The sequence below is a fragment of the Dactylosporangium sp. NPDC051485 genome (assembly GCF_040682015.1).
GTDB lineage: Bacteria > Actinomycetota > Actinomycetes > Mycobacteriales > Micromonosporaceae > Dactylosporangium.
The window spans coordinates 1-18,982 of record NZ_JBFAZW010000076.1 but is presented as its reverse complement, the minus strand read 5'-3'; the positions used below and the strand labels follow the sequence as shown (position 1 = coordinate 18,982).

Sequence of the window (18,982 nt, the reverse complement as noted above, 5' to 3'; positions counted from 1 at the left end):
GACCGGGTTGCGGCGCCCGCGGGGGGTCGGGCGACGCAACCAGGACCCGCCCGCGCGGAGGCTGGGATCACTCATAGCGGAGGGCCTCGATGGGCCGGAGGCCGGCCGCGCGGCTGGCCGGATAGCTGCCGAAGAACAGGCCGATCGCGACCGAGAAGCCCAGCGCGAGGGCAACGGAGCTGGGCACGATGACCGGCTTGATGCTGACGATCGTGAACTGGCTGCCGACGACCGCGGCGGCCACGCCGAGCAGCCCGCCGATGAGTGAGAGCACCGTCGCCTCGACCAGGAACTGGGTGAGGATCGTGCGCTTGGGCGCGCCGAGGGCCTTGCGGATGCCGATCTCGCGGGTCCGCTCGGTGACGGTCACCATCATGATGTTGGTGATGCCGATCCCGCCGACCAGGAGGCTGATGCCGGCCACGGCCCCGAGCAGGAGCGTGAACGTCTGCGCGGTGTTGGCCCGCGTTTCCAGCAACTGCGACTGATTGAGGATTCGGTACGCCGAGGTCGTCGACGATCCGCTGATGTTGAGCTTCGCGTTGAGGATGGCGGTGATCTCGGACTGCGCGTCCTTGACCGCGTCAGGCGAGGTGGCCTGGACGAGGAGCTGGTTGAGCGAGCCGTACCCGGTCAGCGACTCCTGCACGGCGCTCACCGGCGCCATGGCGACGTCGTTGGGGTCGTTGAACCCGCTGCCGCCCTTCGCGGCGAGCACGCCGACGACGGTGAAGAGCTTGCCGGACACCGTGATCTGCTTGGACAGCGGATCGACGTTGCCGAAGAGCTCCTCGGCGACGGTCGAGCCGATGACCACGACCTTGCGCGACTGCGTGACGTCGTCGTCGGTGAACAGCGCGCCCTTGGAGATCTTGAAGTTGGAGGCGCCGACGTAGCCGGGGTAGGTGCCGACGAACTGCGCGATGGTGTGGTCGGTGCCCTCGTAGGTGGCCGACTGCGAGCCGGTCACCACCGGCGAGACGCTCTTGACGTGCGGTGCGTCGTCCTGGTTCTCCAGCGCCGGCACGAGGTCCATGTTCAGCGCGGTGTTCTGGGTGGAGGCGGCCCCGCGGGCCCCGCCGCCGGCGCCGGCGGTCACCGTCAGCGTGTTGGTGCCGAGCGACTCGATCTGGTGCTGCACCGCCTGCGCGGAGCCATTGCCGACCGCGACGAGCAGGATGACGGCCGCGACGCCGATGAGGATGCCCAGCACGGTGAGGCTGGAGCGCAGCTTGTTGGCGGTGATCGCGCGAAGCGCGAAGCGGATGGTCTCGAAGAGGTTCACTGCAGCCGCTCATCCTGGACGATGTGTCCGTCGACCAGCCGGATCAGTCGCTTCGCGCGCTCCGCGACGTCCGGCTCGTGGGTGATCAGCACGATGGTCCGGCCCGAGTGGCTGAGCCGGTCGAAGACGGCCAGCACGTCGTTGGTCGACTGGGTGTCGAGGTTGCCGGTGGGCTCGTCGGCGAGCACCAGGGCCGGCGCGGTGACCAGCGCGCGGGCGACCGCGACGCGCTGCTGCTGGCCGCCGGAGAGCTGGTTGGGCTCGTGGCCCTCGCGATCGGCCAGCCCCACCATGTTCAGCGCCAGGCGGGCCCGGCGGCGCCGCTCGGCCGCCTTGACCCCGGCGTAGGCCAGCGGCAGCTCGACGTTGGCCAGCGCCGTGGTGCGGGCGATGAGGTTGAACGCCTGGAAGACGAACCCGATCCGCCGGTTGCGCACGAGGGCCAGCTGGCGGTCGTTGAGCCGGCTGACGTCGACGCCGTCCAGGAGGTACCTCCCGGAGCTCGGGATGTCCAGGCAGCCCAGGATGTTCATGAGGGTCGACTTGCCCGAGCCGGACGAGCCCATGATCGCGACGTAGTCGCCGCGCTCGACGGTGAGCGTCACGCCCCGCAGCGCGTGGACCTCGGTCTCGCCCTGCCCGTAGATCTTCTTGACGTTCTGGATGTCGAGCACCGGGCGCACGCCCGGCACCGCCCCCGTGGCCGCCTCGGCCGTCATCTGCACGCTCATGTCAGTTGCCGCCCCGCCCGGAGAAGCCGCCGCCGCCCCCGGTGAAGCCACCACCGCCCCCGGTGAAGCCGCCGCCCCCGCCGGTGAAGCCGCCGCCCGGGAACTGGTTGTTGTTCGTGCCGCCGGTGGAGTTGGTCGTCGTCGTGGTGATCACGACCGTCTCGCCGGCCTGCAGCCCGGACCTGACCTCGACGAAGCCGCCGCCGGTGATGCCGACCTCGACCTGCCGGTCCTCGTTCTGGCCGTTGACCTGCACCGTGACGGTGCGCTGGCCGCCGGCCGTGCGCAGCGCGGCGCTCGGGATGCGCAGGACGTCCTGGGCCTCGGCGACGGTGACGACGGCGGTCGTGCTCTGCCCCAGCCGTACACCTTCGGGAAGCGAGTCCAGCGTGATCACCGCGGCGTAGGAGTTCACGTTGTTGCTGGTCGTGGCCGTGGGCGAGATCGTGCTGACCTTGCCGGTGGCCCGCGTGCCGCTCAGCGCGCTCCACGTGATGCTGGCCGCCTGGCCGGCCTTGAGCTTGGTCGCGTCGGCCTCGGCGAAGCTCGCGTTGATCTGCAGCTTCGACAGGTCGGCGAGCTGGACGAAGCCGCTGCCGGAGCTCGAGCCCGAGCTCGCCGCGCCGCTCGCGTTGCTCCCGCCGCCGCCGCTGGAGGAGGAGCCGGACGAGGAGGAGCCCACCGCGCCGCTGACCGCGGTGACCGTGCCCGCGATCGGGGCGGTCAGCACCGTGCCGTTCAGCGTCGCGGTGGCCGAGGTGACGTTGCTCTGTGCGGTGGCGACCTGCGCCTCGGCCGAGGCGATGGTGGCGTCGTCGGCGCTGTTGTTCTGGTCCCGGGTCAGCGCCGCCTTCGCGGCGGTGAGGTTGGCCTTCGCGGTGTCCAGCGCGGCCTGCGCGGCGGTCGGGTCGACCTTGGCCAGCACCTGGCCCTTGGTGACGACGTCGCCGACGTTCACGTCGAGCTCGATCACGGTGCCCGAGGTGGTGAAGTTGGCGTTCGCGGTCGAGGCGCTCGCCACCGAGCCCGACGCCGAGACCGTCTGGGAGATCGTGCCCTGGGCGACCTGGACCGTGCGGGTGCGCGTGCTGGTCGTCCCGGCCGCGGCGCTCGCGGCCGGGCCGCTGATGATCTGGTACGCCCAGAAGGCTCCCCCGGCCGCGGCCAGCACGAGTGCGGAGTTCACGAGGGCCACGGAGTTGAGCCGGAGCCGGCCCAGCGGCAGCGACAAACGCATGAGGGGAATCGTGGAGGGCGTCGCTCGGAGCGACCCTCAGCGAACCTCGGAGTTGCCTCGGAATCCCGTTGCCCATATTTCACCGGATTCATCCGGGATCTCGTCGAGGTCGATGCCGGCCTCGTCGTCGGCGTCCTCGAAGTCGGGCATCTCCAGCGCGGGCAGCAGCACGCGGAAGGTCGCGCCCTGGCCGGGGGCCGTCCACAGCTCGACCCTGCCCCCGTGGGCCTGCACGATCGAGGCGACGATGGACAGGCCCAGGCCGGCGCCGCCGGTCTTGCGGGAGCGGGAGCCCTCGGCCCGGAAGAGCCGCTCGAAGACCCGCGCCGCGTCCTGCGGCTGCATGCCGGGCCCGGTGTCGCTCACCTCGACGGCGCCCAGCGGGACGCCCTCGGGCAGCGCCGCGCCGACGGTGGCGATCGGCAGCATCTTCGGCGGGCCGGCCCGGCCGACCCTGACCACGATCTGGGTGTCCTCGCTCGTGTGCTGCAGCGCGTTGCTCACCAGGTTGGCCACCACCTGGCGCAGCCGGGCCTCGTCGCCCTCGACGGTGACCGGCTCGAAGGTGGACGACCGCTCGTGCAGCGCGGCCAGCTGCACGAAGCGGGTCGGCACCCGCACGTGTGCGTCGCGCACCGCGTCGGCCGCCACGGCCAGCAGGTCGACCGGGCCCTGCTGCAGCGGGCGCTCCTCGTCGAGGCGGGCCAGGGTGAGCAGGTCGTTGACGAGCAGGCGCATGCGGCTGACCTCGGCGTCGATGCACTCCATCGCCTCGTCGAGGGCCGGACCGGGCGGGGCCATTCCCCTGCGGTACAACTCGGCGAATCCCTGGACGCTCGTGAGCGGGGTCCGCAGCTCGTGGGCGGCGTCGGCGAGGAACTGCCGCAGCCGGCGCTGCGAGGCGGCGCTCTCGTCGACCGCCCCCTCGATGCGGGTCATCATCGTGTTGAGCGCGATGCCGAGGCGCCCCGACTCGGTGTGCGTATCGGCGTCGTCGACCCGCCGGGAGAGGTTGCCGCCGGCGATGTCGGCCGCGGCCTCCTCCATGCGCGTCAGCGGGGCCAGCCCGACCCTCACCAGCGCGGCGGTGGCGATGCCGACCAGGATGAGCAGGGCCAGGCTGACGCCGGAGCTGTACTGAATCATCTGGTCGCGGGTGGCCTTGACGTCGGCGAGCGAGATCGCGCGCACGACGTAGGCCTGCCTGCTCTGGGAGTTGAGGGGGAAGATCCGCACCCGCCACTCGTCCTTCGGGCCCTTGACGGTGAACGGCTGGCCGTCGGCCGCGTGCTGCTTGAAGTCGCCGAGCAGCTTGGGGTCCACCACCGGCGGGTCGGGGGTGAGCACGGCGCCGTTGGCGTCGATGAGGTACACCCCGTGCTGGGGTCCGGGGTTGAACTCGCCTTCGCGGCGCCCCTGATACCAGGAGGAGGCGCTGGACGAGACCTGCCTCGGGACGAGCTGCTCGTTGACGCGGTCGCTGAGGTACGAGTTGAGCAGCAGCACCCCGATGAGGTTCGCGGCGACGAGGGCCACGCCGGCGATCGACACGACGGAGACGACGATCCGGGTGCGGACCGTCCAGTGTCTCCACGGCCGAGGTCTCACCCCTCGGTTCTCGGCAATCGCAGCGCGTAGCCGACCCCGCGCACCGTGTGGATGAGCGGCGGGTCCCACTTGTCGATCTTGCGGCGCAGGTAGTAGACGTAGGACTCGACGATCCGCCCGTCCCCGCCGAAGTCGTAGTTCCACACCCGGTCGAGGATCTGTGCCTTGCTCACCACCCGGCCGGCGTTGGTCAGCAGGTAGCGCAGCAGGTTGAACTCGGTCGGCGAGAGGTCCACCCGGATGCCGCCCCGGCGCACCTCGTGGGCGTCCTCGTCCATCTCCAGGTCGGCGTAGCGCAGCACCCCGCCGTCGACCAGCTGCTGCTGCTCGCCGAGGCTGCGGCGCAGGATCGCGCGGATGCGCAGCACGACCTCCTCGAGGCTGAACGGCTTGGCCACGTAGTCGTCGGCCCCCACGGTCAGCCCGGAGATGCGGTCCTCCACCGAGTCCCGCGCGGTGAGGAACAGCACCGGCACCGGCCGGCCGCCCGTGCGCAGCCGCTGGGCCACCTCGAAGCCGTCCAGGTCGGGCATCATCACGTCGAGCACGACGAGGTCCGGGCCGTACTCCGCGGCGGCGGCCAGCGCCTCCCGGCCGCCCGTGGCCACCCGCACCTCGAAGCCGGTCAGGCGCAGCGTGGCCGACAGCAGCGCGCGGATGCTCGCCTCGTCGTCGACGACGAGGACCTTGGGCTGGCGTTCGGTCGCCTGCGACGCGGTTACGGGCATTGGCTCCATCGTCACTGACCCGCCGCCACGATCTCGTCGCCCTCGGCAAGTCCGCTCTTGATCTCGGTGTTGACGTCGCCGCGCAGGCCGATCTCGACCGCCCGCCGCTCGTCCTTGCCGTTGACCCGCACCGTCACCGTGCCGTCGTGCACGGCGGTGGAGGGCACCGACAGGACGTTGTCCACGGACGCGGTGACTACCGCGACAGTAGCGCTCTGGCCGTACAGGAGGGTATCGGGAACCTTGTCGAAGGAGATCAGGGCGGCGTATCGCACCAGGCGGTTCGACACCGTGCCGGCCGGATCGATCTGCATGACCTTGCCGTCGTACTTCGGGCTGGCGCTGTCCGGCATCGTGATCTTCGTGGCCTGGCCGACCTTGAGGTGGGCCACCTCGGCCTCGGTGAACTGCGCCTTGACCACCACGTCGCCGGTGCCGGCCAGCGTGATGACGCTGGAGCCGGCCTGGCTGCCGACCGAGCCGTTGACCGCGAGGATCTTGCCGCCGACCGGCGCCGTGATGACCGTCCCGGCCAGCTTGGCCTGGGCCTGGGTGAGGCTGAGCTTGGCGTTGTTGAGCCGCTGCTGGGCGTTCATCAGGTTGTCGCTGGTCTGCTGGATCTGGTTGGCCCGGTTCTGGGTGCCGCCCTGCCCGCCGCTCTGCCCGCCCTGGGTGCCGCTCTGGCCGCCCTGGGTGCCACCGCCGGTCGTGCCACTACCCGTCGTGCCACTACCCGTCGTGCCACCGCCCGTCGTGCCACTGCCCGTCGTCGTGCCGTGGGTGGTGCCGGTCGTCGGGGTCGGGTTGGCGGTCGGGGTGGCCAGCGCCGTGTCGTGGGCGGTCTCGGCCTTGCTCAGCGAGTCTTGGGCGTTGGAGACGTTCTCGGTGGCCTGGTCGACCGAGTCCTGCGCGGACGACGCGTCGATCTTGGCCAGCACCGCGCCCGGCTGGACCACGTCGCCGGCCTTGACGTCGAGCTCCGTGAGGGTGCCCGACGTGCTGAACCCGAGGCTGCGGCTCGCCTGCGCCTGTATCGTGCCGGAGGCGGACACCGTGGTGCCCACCTGGCCGCGGGCCACCTTCACGGTGGAGACCTTCACCGGAGCCGGCTTGTCGTCGCCGGTCAGCACGACCGTGGTCACGGCCGCGGCCGCGACGAGCACGGCGGCGCCTCCCGCCAGCCACCAGACCTTCATGGTCAGTAGTTCAGCCGCTGCTCCTCCCGGCTACCTAGGCCGGACCTCAAAGTTCCCTGAGAGCCGGGGTGCCCGGCGAATCCCCGCATACCGTGGCGAAGCCCCCCGTGCGGTTGTGACGCAATTTTGAGGTTCGGTCGACCGGGCGTCGAGGTTCGCGCCGTTGCATCACACGGGTGATGAACAAGCGGATCGGCGGCGCCGCGATCGCGCTCGCCGCGGTGGCCTTCTTCGCCGCCGCCTGCGGCTCCTCCGACGACAAGGCCCCGGCCGCCGCCGGCGCCTCGGGCGGCACCGACTACGCGTCGTGCCTGCGCAACAACGGCGTCGACCTGCCGCAGTTCAACCCGTCGAACCGCCCGACCGCGCGCCCCTCCGGCTTCGCCCGCCCGTCGGGCGAGCCCCGCCCGTCCGGCGAGCCCCGTCCCTCGGGCAACGGCGGCTTCCGCGGCGGCGGCCCGGGCGGTGGTGGCTTCTTCGGCTCGGTGGCCCCGAGCGGCGTCGACCAGCAGACCTGGGAGAAGGCCCAGAAGGCGTGCGAGGCGCTGCGCCCGACCGGCTTCTCCGGCGGCGGGAACCGCAACGGCGGCGGCGGACGCGACGCGGCGTACCGCAACTGCCTGACCGAGCACGGCCTCACCATCACCGGCCCGACCGATCAGCTGGACACCACGGACGCCAAGGTCGCCGCGGCGGTGCAGGCCTGCGCCCCGCTCAAGCCGAGTCCGCGCCCGTCGGCGAGCTGAACCTCCGGGGGCCCGGCCTCTCCACGGGCCCGCGGCACGGCTCCCGCCCGAGCGGACGCCGGATCCGCCGATCGATTCGGCGGGTCACTGCGCCCGGCGCCCGCTCGGGCGGGCCGATCCGGCACCACCGCGGCGCCGCCCGCGCGTGACACGCTTCATTCGGGGGTGCGTCGGCGTCGCACCCACTGTGCGCCGATCTTGCGGTCGCAACACGGCACATCCGGACATTGTGGGAGTGTTCGGAAGCCGCGGCCGCGAGATCGGCGCCGGAATCGCGTGTCGCTGCGCGGGGCGGGTCGTTGCCCACGGTATGGAAGCGCTGGACTCCTTTTCCCGGACGTTCCTGCCGGCCACGGCGCTGGCCAAGCTGCCGCGCGGCACGATCGCGCGCCACGTCGGGGTGCTGCGCCGCTGCGCCGGGGACCGCGACGCGGTCGCCGTGCTCGCGCGGTGCGGGCGGCGCGACGTGCTGATGCTGACCCGCAGCCGGCTGGTGGTAACCACCGAGACCGGGCTGCTGCGCCGGGTGCGCCTGCACCTCAACGCCGAACTGCACCAGGTCGCCGACGTCACCTGGACACCCGAGCCCGACCGCGCCGGCATCCAGCTCGGGCTGACCGCGATCGACGGGGTACGGGAGAACTTCTGGGTGCGCCTCGGCAGTACCGCCGAGATGTGGCGCCTCGACGAGGCCCTCAAGCAGGCATTCCGCACCCCGTGGGGGGTCATCGAGCCGGCCCGCCCGATCGCCCGGCCGGCCCCGGTCGCCGCCGTTGCCGAACTGCGCCTCGCCTGATCGCCGGATCGGCCCATCCGCACGCGGGCGCTGGCTGCCGCGGGCGGGTGGGCCGATCGCTGTGTGGATTTCCGCCCGGTGCGATTCCCAAACATCCTCCGAACATCGGCGCCGCCCCTGGACGGCGAGAATGGGACGGTGGTGGACCAGGGCAAAGGGCTGGTGCTCGTCGTCGAGGACGAGAAGCCGATCGCCGACCTGCTGCGCATGTACCTCGCCCGCGACGGCTTCGGCGTGCACGTCGAGCACGACGGCGACGCCGGGCTCGCCGCCGCCCGCAAGCTGCGGCCCGTCGCGTGCGTGCTCGACATCGCGCTGCCCGGGATGGACGGCACCGAGATCTGCCGGAGGCTGCGCGAGGCCGGCGACTGGACGCCGGTGCTGTTCCTGACCGCCCGCGACGACGAGGTCGACCGGATCCTCGGGCTCGAGCTGGGCGGCGACGACTACGTCACCAAGCCCTTCAGCCCGCGCGAGCTGGTCTCCCGGGTCAAGGCGGTGCTGCGGCGCACCCAGGGCCCGCCCGACGTCGGGCAGGTGCGCACGGTCGGGCCGATCACGCTGGACCCCGCGCGGCGCGAGTGCCGGGCCGGCGGCCACCCGGTCAGCCTGACCTCGACCGAGTTCTCCCTGCTGGCCCACCTCATGGGGCGGCCCGGCCGGGTGTTCACGCGGGAGGAGCTGCTGGGTTCGGTCTGGGGGTACGCCGCGCACAGCGGCACCCGCACCGTCGACGTGCACGTCGCCCAGGTGCGCGGCAAGCTCGGCGACGCCGCCGCGGTGATCCGGACCGTGCGCGGCGTCGGGTACACCGCCGATGCTTAGGTCCCTCGCCGCCCGCACCGCGCTCGTCACCTGCGTCGTGGCGGTCGTGGCGGTCGTGGTCACCGCCGCGGTCGGCGCGCCGCTCACCCTGACCCGCGACAACGATGCCGCCCAGCAGCGGCTGGAGGACGACGCCACGCTGCTGACCGAGCTCCTGCGGCCGAAGCTCAGCACGACCCGCAACCCGGGCGACGAGGAGGTCGTCGCCAAGCGCCTCGCGGCCCGCAACATCGACGTGTACCTCATCCGGGCCGGCCAGCCCGACCGCCCCGGGCTGCCGCCGCCGGTCGTAAGGACCATCGCCGGCGGCCAGAACGTCAAGGCGAGCCGCCGCACGGTCGCCGGCGCCCTGCGGATGGTCGTCGGGCGGGCGATCGGCAAGGACGGCAACGGGTTCGTGGTGACCGAGCCGCCTCCGAGCGGTACCTTCGCGCGCTTCTTCGGCCAGCTCTGGGTGGCGCTGCTCGCCGGCCTGGCCGCCGGGCTGATCGCCGGGCCGCTGCTGGCGCGGCGCATCTCGCGGCCGATCCGCGGCGTCGCGGCGGCGGCCAAGCGGCTCGGCGCCGGGGACCGGAGCGTCACGCTGTCGCCGGACGGGCCGGCGGAGGTCGCGGAACTCGCGCACGCGGTCAACGGGCTCACCGCGGCGCTGGCCACCAGCGAGGGGCGGGAGCGGGAGTTCCTGCTGTCGGTCTCGCACGAGCTGCGCACACCGCTGACCACGATCCGCGGCTACGCCGAGGCCCTCGCCGACGGGGTGGTCGGCGCGGAGGGCGCGCAGCGGGCCGGCCGGACGGTGCTCGACGAGGCCGAGCGGCTCGACCGGCTCATCGCCGACCTGCTGGTGCTGGCCCGGCTCGAGGCGGCCGACCTGCCGATCGAGATGCTCGACGTGGACCTGACGCAGCTGCTGGCCAAGGCCGCGGAGGCGTGGGGCGGGCGGGTGGCCGCGGCCGGGCTGGTGCTGCGCACCGAGCTGCCGCCCTTCGCCGTGCCCGTGGTCACCGACCCGGGCCGGATCCGCCAGATCATCGACGGGCTGCTGGAGAACGCGCTGCGGGTCGTGCCGTCCGGCGCGCCGCTGGTCCTGGCGCTGTACGTGAACGTGCCGGAGGCCCGGCTCGAGGTGCGCGACGGCGGGCCCGGCTTCACCGACGAAGATCTCGCCGTGGCCTTCGAGCGGGGCGCGTTGTCGCGGCGCTACCAGGGCGTGCGCAAGGTCGGCAGCGGCCTCGGGCTGGCCCTGGCGGCCCGGCTGGCACGCCGGCTGGGCGCGCGCATCGAGGCGGGCCACGCCCCCGAGGGCGGGGCGCGATTCACCGTGACGTTCCCACTGCGGACCGTGTCATGATGCTTGTCTATGCATACCTGGTGGGTCGTGCTCGGGCTCGCCGGCGCCGGCGCGGCGCTGGGCATCCTGCTGATGCAGGTGCTCTTCTGGCGGCGGCTGCGCCGGGTCGATGAGGACCCCGTCGGCATCCTCACCACGGGCGTGGCGCTGCGCTGGGTCGCGCTGCCGCTGGCGGCCCTGCACGTCGCGCTGTTCCTGCTGCTGACGCGGCTCGACCAGCCCGGCTGGTGGATCGGCGGCGTGGTCACCGTGCTGTCCGTCCCGGTGCGCCGCCTGCTCAACCTCAAGGCCATCGCGGTGATCGTGCGCCGGATCGGCTACCGGCGCGGCCCGGTCGTCGACCGCGACGGCGTCCGCGTCGACGAGCAGCCCTACTGGCGCCTCGTGCTCAGTTGGTACCGCCACGAGTACACCGGCCGCGGCGTCGGCGACGTGCTGGCCATCAAGGTGCTGGGCCTGCTCGTCCACCTGCTCTTCTGGCCCGTCGCGGCGCTGGGCGCCCAGGCCTCGCACGTGCTCATGTGCCAGGACCCGGCCGACGCCCTGGGCCACTCGACCGACGGCCACGAGCGCCCCGGCGACGCCTTCCGCGCACTGGGCACCCCATATGTCAAGTTTGCGGTGCGGGATCCGAGGTAATCGGCGGTTTGGCCCGATTGGCGAGGAGGTATCCCAATGAGACGCTCGCGAATAGGCTTGATATGCACTGCGGCGGCCCTGGTGGTCGCCGGCGGCCTGCCACCGCTTGCCGCAAACGCCCAGCCCAGCCCCCAGCCCGCCACCCCGGCGCCCGGGACGACCGAGTCCCCCGGCCAGGGCCACGACATGCTCTCGGGCGTGCTGCACGGCGAGGGGCTCGTCCAAACGACCAAGGGCCCGATCCGGGTCGCGCTGCAGCGGGGCGCGGCGACCAAGCTGACGCCGACATCGCTGACCGTCCAGTCGTCCGACGGCTACACCCGGTCGTGGACCCTGGACAACAACGTGCGGGTCTACGACCAGCGGCACACCCTGCAGCCCAACGCCCTGAAGGCGGGGGTCCAGGTGACCGTGGCGGGCACCGCCGCGGCCACGAACGCGTCACCCAGCCCGGCCAACGGCACGTTCACGGCCAAGTGGGTCGTGGTCCAGTCCGCGACCCCGATGAACCAGCCATCTTGATGAAACGCGATAAGTCCGGCGCCTCACGGGGCCGGACTTATCGGATGTACTTCCCTTTATCGGACATCACTCGTGTTCCACGTGGAACACTCCTTCAGGCGCGCAACTCGGCAACGCAGCACTTCACGCTGCCGCCGCCCTTCTTGAGCTCCATGAGTTCGACGGGCACCGGCACGTACCCGGCCTCCCGCAGCCGGGCGGCCAGCGCGGTCGCCTCCGAGCTGAGCACCACGTTGCGCCCGTCGGACACCAGGTTGAGCCCGAACGCGAGCGCGTCCTGCTCCGTCGCCAGGATCGCCGCCGGGAAGAGCTGCCGCAGCACCCGCTGCGAGGCCTCCGAGAACGCCCCCGGGTAGTACACGACGTTGTCGTCGCTGATCGGCTGGAGCGCCACGTCGAGGTGGTACATGCGCGGGTCGACGAGCCGCAGCGACACCACCGGCCGGCCCAGCGCCTCCTGCGCCTCGGCGTGCGCCGCGGTCTCGGTCCGGAAGCCGTGCCCGGCCAGGACCAGCCCGCCGTGCGCCTCGGGCAGGTAGGTGAAGTCGCCCTCACCCTCGTTGGTGTGTGACGGCAGGACGTACCGCCACCCGAGATTGTCGTAGAACCGCCGGTGCGCCGCGGCCTCGGCCGAGCGCTGCGGGTACTTGAACCGCGCGCCGTAGACGACGCCGCCCACCGAGAACGCGCCGTTGGCCGCGTAGACCATGTCCGGCAGCCCGATCTCCGGCGCGAGCACCTGGACCTCGTGACCGAGGCGGACCAGCGTCTCCCGCAGGCCCTCCCACTGCTTCACGGCCAGCTCGGTGTCCACCGGGGCGCTGGTGTCCATCCAGGGATTGATCGCGTACTCCACCACGAAATGCTCGGGCGGCGACATGAGGTACGACCGGGTCACGATCAAACGGTAGAGAGCGTGTGTTAGACAAAACAGCGAGAAAAGTTGCTTTCGAGGAGGGAAACGTTGCGCCTCGACCCGATCGACCAGCGAATCATTGCGTTGCTGCAGGAGGACGCCCGCTCATCGTATGCAGAGATCGGCGAGCGGGTGGCGCTGTCGGCCCCGGCGGTCAAGCGCCGCGTCGACCGGCTTCGATCCAGCGGTGTTATCCGCGGCTACACGGCCCTCATCGACCCGGGCGCGGTCGGCTGGACCACCGAGGCGTTCGTGGAGCTGTTCTGCACGGGCCGCACCTCGCCGCAGCAGCTCCGGGCCGCGGCCAAGCGCCACCCGGCCGTCGTCGGCGCCTACACGATCTCCGGCGAGGCCGACGCCCTCGTGCACCTGCGCGCGATGGACATGGCCGGCCTGGAGGAGGCCCTGGAGCGGCTGCGGGCCGAGCCCTTCGTCACCTCGACGCGCAGCATGATCGTGCTGTCCCGGCTGGTGGAGACGCTCGCGCCGAAGATCATGGAAGATCTGGGAACCGCCCCGGCGCCGCCGCCGTCCCACTGACATGCGCCGAGCCGCCGTCACCCTGAGTGCCGCCTGCCTGTTCCTTTCCGGCTGTACGGCGCAGCAGCCGCACCACAGCGAGCCGTCCCTGCCGGACGGGCCGGCCCCGGCGCTGCGCCTGGCCGCGTACGACTCGTGCGACGACCTGCTCGCCGGCCTGCGCGAGGCCACGCGGGAGGCGGTCACCCCGTGGGGCCTGGACAACCTGCCCGGCGGCATCCACACCCTCAACAGCGGCGCCCTGGCCAAGGGAGGCTTCCCCGAGGCCGAGGCGCGGACCGACGCGCGCGAGTCGACGCAGACGCAGTACAGCGGCACCAACACCCACGAGGCCGGCGTCGACGAGCCCGACCAGGTCAAGACCGACGGCAAGCGGATCGTGGCGCTCTCCCCGGCCGGCGCGCTCACCGTGGTCGACGCCGCGTCGCGCAAGGTGACCGGCAAGCTGGCCGTCGCCGACACCGGCAGGCGCGGGGTCTCGGCCACCGAGCTGCTGCTGTCCGGCGACCGCGCGCTGGTGCTCGGCTACGACTACTCCGACCCGCAGCGCGGCGGCCCGATGCTCACCCTCGTCGACCTCGCCGGCGCCCCGACGATCGCCGGGCGCTACCACCTGGACGGCGCCCTGGTCGACGCCCGCCAGATCGGCAGCGTGGCCCGGGTCGTCGTGCGCTCGGCCCCGCGCATCGCGTTCCCCGACCCGGCGGCAACCCGGACCCGCGACGATGAGCAGCGGCTCGCCGCCAACCGCGCTGCCGTGGCCGCCGCCCCGATCTCCGCCTGGCTGCCGCGGTGGACGTCGGTCGACGCGGCCGGCAACAGCACCGAGGGCCGGCTCGACTGCGGTTCGGTGCGCCTGCCGGACACGTACTCGGGCGCGTCCCTGCTCACGATCGCCACCTTCGACCTGGCCGCCCCGGCGCTCGGCTCCGGCGACCCGGTCGCGATCGCGGCCGACGGCGACATCGTCTACGCCAACGGCCCGAGCCTGTACGTCGGCAACGACCAGCGCTGGCGCACGGTCGCCCCGCAGGCCAAGCGGGCCGGCGGCCCGGCCGTGCCGCAGCGCACCCAGCTGTTCAAGTTCGCGCTGGCCGGCGCCGCGAAGCCGCGCTACGTCGCCGCCGGCGAGGTGCCGGGCTGGCTGCTCAACCAGTACTCGCTGTCGGAGTGGGACGGCCGGCTGCGCGTGGCCACGACCGAGTCGAACGCCACGAGCACCGTGTACGTCCTGCAGCAGCGCGGCGGCGCACTGACCGAGGCCGGCAGGGTCGGCGGCCTGGGCAAGGGCGAGCGGATCTACTCGGTGCGGTTCATCGGCAGCGCGGGCTACGTCGTCACGTTCCGCCAGACCGACCCGCTGTACACCCTGGACCTGTCGAACCCGTCGGCCCCGCGGGTCATGGGCGAGCTGAAGATCACCGGCTACTCCGCGTACCTGCACCCCGCTGGGGACGGCCGCCTCATCGGCGTCGGGCAGGAGGCCAACGCGCAGGGCCGGGTCCAGGGCCTGCAGGTGTCGCTCTTCGACGTGCACGACATGGCGAGCCCGGCCCGCCTCGCCCAGTTCCAGGTCCCGGGCGGGTCGTCACCGGCCGAGTTCGACCCGCACGCGTTCCTCTTCTGGGCGAGGTCGGGGCTGCTCGTCGTACCGATGCATCGTCAGGACGGATCGTCGGCCCTCGTCCTGTCGGTGCGGGACAAGGCGGTCACGCAGGCCGGCGCGATCACGCAGCCGGCGCCAATCGAGCGCTCGCTCATCATCGGCGACACGCTCTGGACGCAGTCGGCCGAGGGCCTGCAGGCCAACGACGCGTCGACGCTGGCCGTGCAGGCCTACCTGCCGTTCTGAGCTTCTAGAGGTACATCCCGGTGCGCTCGCTCTCGCCGGCGATCGCCGGCTTTGGCTTGTCGCCCTCGCCAAAGAAGCGCTTGCCGCCGAACTCCCCGTGGAGGCGGTCGTCGAGCTCGTCGGCGAGCCCGGTCATCACCTGCACGGCGAGCATCAGGTGGGTGGCCTGGAAGTCGCGGCCGAACACCGGGACGCTGGCCCAGACGGTGTCGTTGGTGCAGTACAGGCGCCCGATCGGCATGCGGTTGGTGAGCTCGGACAGCTTGACGTACAGCTGCTCGGTCGGCTCCACCTCGGTGAGGATCGGCGAGAACACGTCGACGAGCGGCGGGTTGTCGCGCACCCGCACGAACACCATCGCCGAGCCGGACCGGATGCCGATGTCCCCGTCGGGATCGATCGGCAGCTCCTCGGGCGTGGTCTTCATGAGCCGCGCCACGACCGTCGTCACCTTGTCGTACAGCGGCAGGTCCTCGGTCTGCTCGGCCGCCCCGGCCAGGCTCCCGGCGCCCCCGGCGCGCACCACGGCGACGACCCCGTCACCGTCGGTCTCCACGATCGACGCGAGCGACCGCGCCACCCCCAGCGCCGGCACGGGCGCGACCCGCCCCTCCACATCGTGCGCAAGGTACGTCAGGAAGGCGGGGTGCGGCGCGCCGTAGATGTCCCGGAGCGTCCGCATGATCAGCCGGCTCAGCTGCGCCGCCTCGCTCTTGCCGACCCGCAGGCCGAAGGACTCCCCGGACCCGGCCACCACCCCGGGCGGCGCCCATCCGAGCGCCACGATCTCCGCGATGACGGTCCGGTCGAGCCGATACGCGGCCGGCAGGTCGGCGTTGCTCACCGCCGTGGCCGCCAGCTGGTCCCCGTCCTCGCCGGTGACCTGGATCGAGTACACGGCGTCGCCGGTCCCCGACGCCGTGGGGTCGAGCGTGAGGTCGAGCGTGGTCCCGTTGCCCAGCTCCCGCAAGGCCGTGACCAGGTGCCGCGCGAAGTCCCGCCACGCCTCGGCGACCTTCTCCTTCAGGTTGCCGCCCACGGGGTCCTCGTCGTCGAACAGCGCGCTCTCAAACGACGCGGCGTCGTCCCGCTCACCAGCCATGATCGCCTCCCTATCCCCCGCCCTCACCCTATCCAGAGGCGATCGTTCACCCGGACCGGGTGGCTGGCATCTTTCCGACGGCTTTCGTTCGCCGGCTGTCGCCGTGGCCTCACTCCGCCCGCGTGGCCAGCCGGCTCAGCAGCTGCGCCGCCTCCTGGGCCTCGACCCCGCGCCCGACGGCCACACCCAGCAGGAAGGCGGTCAACGGCGCCCCGGGCCGGGCCACGTTGTGCGCCACGTCGCGGGCCAGATCGAGCACCGCCGCCCGCTCCTCCCGGCTGGGCGCCTCCACCCCGAGCGCCGCGGCCGCCTCGCCGAGCCACTGCCCCAACACGTCTTCGTTCACGGCCCGCAGATCCTCCTCGGTATCACAGTCGAAGTAGGGCGGCCGATCCCGCTCCCACCGCACTTCCCGCACATCCAGCCCGGCCACGAGCCGGCGGACCGACCCTCCGGTCGGCTCCCCGATCCCGCGCACGGCCCTGGCCAACGCCTCGACCCGCCACGCACCGCACAGCAGCTGCCTTTGCCCGTCCTCGTCGACGAACACGGCGCCGTCCTTGTCCCCCACGGCGCGGGCCAGCGCCGAGACGGCCTCCCCGGTGATCAGCGGCAGGTCTGCCGCGAGCAGCACCACGAGCCGCGGCCTTGGCTCTGCCTCCGGCCCCGGCCCCGTCTCCGGCTCCGTTTCCGCCCCCGGCCTCGGCTCCGTCCCCGGCCTCGGCTCCGTCCCCGGCCTCGGCTCCGTCCCCGGTCTCGGCTCCATTCCCGGCCACGGCTCCATTCCCGGCCACGGCTCCATTCCCGGCCACGGCCCCGGCTTCGTTTTCGTTCCCGGCTCTGTTTCCGGCCTCGGCTCCGGCCTTGGCTGCGGCTCCGGCCTTGGCTGCGGCTCTGGCCTTGGCTGCGGCTCTGGGCTTGGCCGCGGCTCTGGGCTTGGCTTCGTCAGCGCCGCCAGGCCGGCCGCGACGGCCGCCACCGGCCCACCTCCGGGCGGCTCCTCCCGCGCGACCAGGACGTGGCCCGGCAGTCCCTCCCGGTCCGGCCCGACCACGACGACCGGCGCGGCCCCGGCCTCGGCGACCGCGGCGAGCACCCGCTGGAGCATCGGCACCCCGCCGACGCTGACCATCGGCTTGTCCCGCCCGCCGAGGCGGGTAGCCCGCCCGCCCGCGAGAATCACCGCTGCCAGTCCCGGTTCCAGGTGGCCGTTTCCCACATCCAGAACCTACCGTCAACCGAGAACCAGGAACGCTCCGGCAGAAGGGCGCCCCCATGGGCCGCGTCACACAGCGCCGCACGATCGTCCGCGTCGCCGTCCGCCCGCCGGATTCCGGCAAGTCCGAAATGTCCGGCACGGCGGCCGGACCCCCAGGACCGCCGCCCTCACCGACCTGGGCCGGCGACGGGAACGGCCCAGCACCGCACATCGCCGCCTCGCCATCCCCGACGCCCGGCGCGCAGGCAGACGCGACGGCCCGCAATGGCGGCGGGAACGGCCCAGCCTCGCCGTCGCAGGGGCCCCGCGCACAGGCAGGCGCAACGGCCCAGGCCGGTGCCACGATCCGCCCAGCACCGCCCAGCGCGGCCGCGCCATCCCCGACGCCCGGCGCACCGAACGGCCCGGCACCACGCAGCGCAGCCCCTCCATCGCAGGCGCCCGTCGGGCAGGCAGGTGCCAACGGCGGGCGGGCCGCCGGCGGGAACGCGGCCGCCGTGGACGTCCGTCCCGCCGCGGGCCCGGGCGGCGCGCCGGAGGTCGAGGCGCGGGTCGGGCCCGACACCCTCGCCGCCGAGGAGCCGCTCGAGATCCGCGTCGGGGGCGCCCCGCTCGCGGTCACCATGCGCACCCCCGGCGACGACCTCGACCTCGCCGTGGGGTTCCTGCTCACCGAGGGCGTCATCCGGGGCGCCGGCGACGTGCGCACGGCGAAGCTGTGCTCCGGCGACGAGGAGCCCAACTCGTACAACGTGGTCGACGTCCGGCTCGACCCCGCCGTGCCCACGCCCGAGGCCGGCGTGGCGGCCCGGAACTTCTACACCACCTCCTCGTGCGGCGTGTGCGGCAAGGCGAGCATCGACGCCGTACGCACCCGGTCGGCCTTCGACGTCGCCGCCGACCCGGTCACCGTCGCGCCCGCCGTCCTGGCCGGCCTGCCCGACGCCCTCCGGCGGCGCCAGCGGGCCTTCGACGTCACCGGCGGCCTGCACGCGGCCGGCCTGTTCACCGCCGACGGCGAGCTGGTCTGCCTGCGCGAGGACGTCGGCCGGCACAACGCGGTCGACAAGGTCATCGGCTGGGCCGTGCGCGAGCGCCGCCTTCCGCTGGCCGGCCACGTACTCATGGTCAGCGGCCGGGCCAGCTTCGAGCTCTGCCAGAAGGCGTGGATGGCGGGGCTGCCGATCCTCGCGGCCGTGTCGGCGCCGAGCACGCTCGCCGTCGACCTGGCCGCCGAGGCCGGGCTCACCCTGGTCGGCTTCCTGCGCGGCCCGACGTTCAACGTCTACGCCGGGCCCCACCGCGTCCAGGGCATCCCCGCCGCAACCACCCTCGCCCACTGACCGCCTCGGACCTAGGCGCTCGCCCGCCTCGGCCAACGCTCGACGCGGCGGGGAGCCCCCGGCCAACCACCCGCCCACCGCTCGGCGCGGCGGGGAGCCCCGGGGCCACCCCGCCCGCCGCCTCGGACCTATACGCTCACCGCCCCCGCTGACGGCGACGCTTGGCGCGGCCGGGCGCTCCCGGCCGCAACCAACCCCCGCCCGCCGACCGCCTCGGCCCTACGGGCTCACCGCCTCCGCCGACGCTCGGCGCGGCCGGCAGTTCCCGGCCGCTCGGGGCCGGCCTGCTCCGACGGGCCGCCGCCGGGGCCGAGCGCGGAAGCCGGACGGTTCGAGGCCTCGCGGC

Annotated in this window: 18 protein-coding genes and 1 pseudogene; 9 read left to right on the top strand and 10 right to left on the bottom strand. The window is 73.1% G+C overall.

The window, feature by feature from the left end:
* Window positions 1-67: 67 nt before the first annotated feature.
* From AB0M46_RS34635 to AB0M46_RS34610, 6 genes are read right to left on the bottom strand one after another with little or no spacing between them, the layout of a single operon-like run.
* A complete protein-coding gene (locus tag AB0M46_RS34635) occupies window positions 68-1,285 on the bottom strand; it encodes an ABC transporter permease (protein WP_363343083.1) in 1,218 nt (405 codons plus the stop codon).
* The gene (locus tag AB0M46_RS34630) at window positions 1,282-2,016 is read right to left on the bottom strand and encodes an ABC transporter ATP-binding protein (protein ID WP_363343081.1); all 735 of its coding nucleotides are present in this window, start codon (window positions 2,014-2,016) and stop codon (window positions 1,282-1,284) included. Before AB0M46_RS34630 ends, AB0M46_RS34635 begins: the two co-directional genes overlap by 4 nt.
* 1 nt (window position 2,017) lies before the next feature.
* Window positions 2,018-3,253, bottom strand: a complete 1,236-nt coding sequence (locus tag AB0M46_RS34625) for an efflux RND transporter periplasmic adaptor subunit (protein WP_363343079.1) — start codon at window positions 3,251-3,253, stop codon at window positions 2,018-2,020.
* Between the two features lie 36 nt (window positions 3,254-3,289).
* On the bottom strand, window positions 3,290-4,861 hold the full coding sequence (locus AB0M46_RS34620) for a HAMP domain-containing sensor histidine kinase (protein WP_363343077.1): 1,572 nt from the start codon (window positions 4,859-4,861) through the stop codon (window positions 3,290-3,292).
* The gene (locus AB0M46_RS34615; protein WP_363343075.1) at window positions 4,858-5,589 is read right to left on the bottom strand and encodes a response regulator transcription factor; all 732 of its coding nucleotides are present in this window, start codon (window positions 5,587-5,589) and stop codon (window positions 4,858-4,860) included. Before AB0M46_RS34615 ends, AB0M46_RS34620 begins: the two co-directional genes overlap by 4 nt.
* Window positions 5,590-5,600: 11 nt before the next feature.
* Window positions 5,601-6,785, bottom strand: coding sequence for an HlyD family efflux transporter periplasmic adaptor subunit (locus tag AB0M46_RS34610; protein WP_363343074.1), 1,185 nt, complete (start codon window positions 6,783-6,785; stop codon window positions 5,601-5,603).
* A gap of 179 nt (window positions 6,786-6,964) precedes the next feature.
* Here AB0M46_RS34610 and AB0M46_RS34605 point away from each other — a divergent pair, with 179 nt between their 5' ends.
* From AB0M46_RS34605 to AB0M46_RS34580, 6 genes are all read left to right on the top strand, one after another.
* Window positions 6,965-7,531 (top strand): hypothetical protein, encoded by a 567-nt coding sequence (locus AB0M46_RS34605; protein ID WP_363343072.1) that lies wholly within the window; start codon window positions 6,965-6,967, stop codon window positions 7,529-7,531.
* Window positions 7,532-7,841: 310 nt separating this feature from the next.
* Window positions 7,842-8,327: a hypothetical protein gene (locus AB0M46_RS34600; protein WP_363343070.1), complete on the top strand. Its 486-nt coding sequence runs from the start codon at window positions 7,842-7,844 to the stop codon at window positions 8,325-8,327.
* Window positions 8,328-8,465: 138 nt separating this feature from the next.
* Window positions 8,466-9,152, top strand: a complete 687-nt coding sequence (locus AB0M46_RS34595; protein WP_363343068.1) for a response regulator transcription factor — start codon at window positions 8,466-8,468, stop codon at window positions 9,150-9,152.
* Entirely contained in the window at window positions 9,145-10,503 is a 1,359-nt protein-coding gene (locus tag AB0M46_RS34590; RefSeq protein ID WP_363343066.1) for a HAMP domain-containing sensor histidine kinase, read from the top strand. Before AB0M46_RS34595 ends, AB0M46_RS34590 begins: the two co-directional genes overlap by 8 nt.
* Window positions 10,504-10,512: 9 nt before the next feature.
* Window positions 10,513-11,142 carry a hypothetical protein gene (locus tag AB0M46_RS34585; RefSeq protein ID WP_363343064.1) on the top strand — a complete coding sequence of 210 codons (630 nt, stop codon included), beginning with the start codon at window positions 10,513-10,515 and terminating at the stop codon, window positions 11,140-11,142.
* Window positions 11,143-11,178: 36 nt separating this feature from the next.
* Window positions 11,179-11,664, top strand: coding sequence for a hypothetical protein (locus AB0M46_RS34580; protein ID WP_363343062.1), 486 nt, complete (start codon window positions 11,179-11,181; stop codon window positions 11,662-11,664).
* 94 nt (window positions 11,665-11,758) lie between these two features.
* Here the strand turns inward: AB0M46_RS34580 and ddaH are convergent, their stop codons facing one another.
* A complete protein-coding gene (ddaH, locus tag AB0M46_RS34575) occupies window positions 11,759-12,568 on the bottom strand; it encodes a dimethylargininase (protein WP_363343060.1) in 810 nt (269 codons plus the stop codon).
* 60 nt (window positions 12,569-12,628) lie between these two features.
* Here ddaH and AB0M46_RS34570 point away from each other — a divergent pair, with 60 nt between their 5' ends.
* Together AB0M46_RS34570 and AB0M46_RS34565 are read left to right on the top strand one after the other, a co-directional pair.
* Window positions 12,629-13,120, top strand: a complete 492-nt coding sequence (locus tag AB0M46_RS34570; protein WP_363343058.1) for an Lrp/AsnC family transcriptional regulator — start codon at window positions 12,629-12,631, stop codon at window positions 13,118-13,120.
* 1 nt (window position 13,121) lies between these two features.
* Window positions 13,122-14,972: a beta-propeller domain-containing protein gene (locus AB0M46_RS34565; protein ID WP_363343056.1), complete on the top strand. Its 1,851-nt coding sequence runs from the start codon at window positions 13,122-13,124 to the stop codon at window positions 14,970-14,972.
* Between the two features lie 4 nt (window positions 14,973-14,976).
* Here AB0M46_RS34565 and AB0M46_RS34560 read toward each other — a convergent pair whose 3' ends face one another.
* From AB0M46_RS34560 to AB0M46_RS34550, 3 genes and pseudogenes are all read right to left on the bottom strand, one after another.
* Complete coding sequence (locus AB0M46_RS34560; protein ID WP_363343054.1) at window positions 14,977-16,074, bottom strand: hypothetical protein; 1,098 nt, start codon at window positions 16,072-16,074, stop codon at window positions 14,977-14,979.
* Between the two features lie 109 nt (window positions 16,075-16,183).
* Window positions 16,184-16,711, bottom strand: a complete 528-nt coding sequence (locus tag AB0M46_RS34555; protein ID WP_363343140.1) for a DUF6457 domain-containing protein — start codon at window positions 16,709-16,711, stop codon at window positions 16,184-16,186.
* Window positions 16,712-17,020: 309 nt separating this feature from the next.
* Window positions 17,021-17,257 (bottom strand): annotated as a pseudogene (locus AB0M46_RS34550) (NTP transferase domain-containing protein); the annotation flags it as partial.
* A gap of 533 nt (window positions 17,258-17,790) precedes the next feature.
* Here AB0M46_RS34550 and fdhD point away from each other — a divergent pair.
* Complete coding sequence (fdhD, locus tag AB0M46_RS34545) at window positions 17,791-18,636, top strand: formate dehydrogenase accessory sulfurtransferase FdhD (protein ID WP_363343052.1); 846 nt, start codon at window positions 17,791-17,793, stop codon at window positions 18,634-18,636.
* Window positions 18,637-18,982: the final 346 nt, after the last annotated feature.